This is a genomic window from Pseudomonas sp. TWI923 (genome assembly GCF_039673365.1).
GTDB classification, from domain to species: domain Bacteria; phylum Pseudomonadota; class Gammaproteobacteria; order Pseudomonadales; family Pseudomonadaceae; genus Aquipseudomonas; species Aquipseudomonas sichuanensis.
Map to the genome: position 1 here is coordinate 1 of NZ_JBDJLM010000169.1, position 1634 is coordinate 1634.

General features: G+C 66.2%; 1 protein-coding gene. It reads left to right on the plus strand.

The features are described 5' to 3' along the window. Positions 1–279: 279 nt before the first annotated feature. Positions 280–1521 carry an SfnB family sulfur acquisition oxidoreductase gene (locus ABE459_RS25940; protein ID WP_323831671.1) on the plus strand — a complete coding sequence of 414 codons (1242 nt, stop codon included), beginning with the start codon at positions 280–282 and terminating at the stop codon, positions 1519–1521. Positions 1522–1634: the final 113 nt, after the last annotated feature.

Here is a 1634-nt window from a genome sequence, read left to right on the forward strand (position 1 = left end):
CTCCCACAGGGGTGCGCTGTACCTGTGGGAGCCGGCTTGCCGGCGATTGCGTCAGCACGTGCGGAGCAAATGCCCGCTTCTATATATATTCCAAAGCGTTAGTTCATAAAGGCTTGATAAGCCATTAGGGTATATAGACCGGACCACCGGACCAGCAAACGTCTGCCGACCTCACCCCGAGGCGGCACAGTCAACTTTTGTGAGGTAAGGAATGGTCAGGATCACAATCACCCCAGTGGCCAACGCCAGGGCATTGAGTGCAGCCAAGGAGCGGCACTGATGTCCAGCCAGCCAACTACCCAATCGCACAGCGACACCGACAGCTCGCCCCTGCTGCTGCCCGCCAAGGTGCTGCAGAGCGACCAGGAGGCCCTGCAGGCCGCCCGTGAACTGGCCGACGTGGCCCGCCACAACGCCGCCAGCCGCGACCAGCAGCGCAAGCTGCCATGGGCCGAGATCGAACAGTTCACCCGCAGCGGCCTGGGCAGCATCAGCATCCCCAAGGCCTACGGCGGCCCGGAAGTGTCGTTCGTGACCATCGCCGAAGTGTTCCGCCTGATCAGCGCCGCAGACCCGGCGCTGGGGCAGATCCCGCAGAACCAGTTCGGCATCCTGCAACTGGTGCGCCTGACCGCCACCGAGGCGCAGAAACAGCGGATCTTCCGCGCCGTGCTCGACGGCTGGCGCATCGGCAATGCCGGGCCGGAGCGCGGCACCAAAGACACCCTGACGCTCAAGGCGCGCATCACCCGCAAGGGCGACGACTTCAGTATCAGCGGCGAAAAGTTCTACTCCACCGGCGCCCTGTACGCCCATTGGGTGGCGGTCAAGGCGCTGGACGACGAAGGCCGCCAGCGCCTGGCGTTCGTGCGCCGTGGCAGCCGCGGCCTGCGCATCATCGACGACTGGTCGGGCTTTGGCCAACGCACCACCGCCAGCGGCACCGTGCTGCTGGAACAGGTGCCGGTGGACGCCGAACTAGTTGTGGATAACTGGCGCCAGCGCGATGTACCGAACATCCAGGGCGCGGCCTCGCAACTGATCCAGGCGGCCATCGACGCCGGTATCGCCGAAGCGGCGATCGAGGACGCGATCACCTTCGTGCGCGAGAAATCGCGGCCATGGATCGAAGCCAAGGTCGAGCGCAACAGCGACGACCCTTATGTGATCGCCGACATCGGCCGCCTGAAGCTCGACCTGCATGCCGCCGAAGCGCTGCTGCGCCGGGCCGCCAAGGTACTCGACGAAGTCAACGCCGGCCCCATCGACGATGCCGCTGCTGCGCGGGCCTCGATCGCGGTGGCCGAGGCCAAGGTGCTCACCACCGAGATCTCGCTGCAGGCCAGCGAGAAGCTGTTCGAGCTGGCCGGCAGCCGCGCGAGCCTGGCCGAGTACAACCTCGACCGGCACTGGCGCAACGCCCGGGTGCACACCCTGCACGACCCGGTGCGCTGGAAGTACCACGCGGTCGGCGCCTACTACCTCAACGGCACCCTGCCAGCCCGCCATTCCTGGATCTGATTTAAGGCCCATCGCGGGGCAAGCCCGCTCCCACGTCGGTACCGTGGGAGCGGGCGTGCCCCGCGATGAGGGCATCGGAGAGCCCCCTGACCGCAAACCAGAACACCAGCGAC

What these genes read in the sequence shown, in the direction of transcription:
- ABE459_RS25940 (WP_323831671.1), top strand. Translation starts at nt 280, where the DNA reads ATGTCCAGCCAGCCAACTACCCAATCGCACAGCGACACCGACAGCTCG.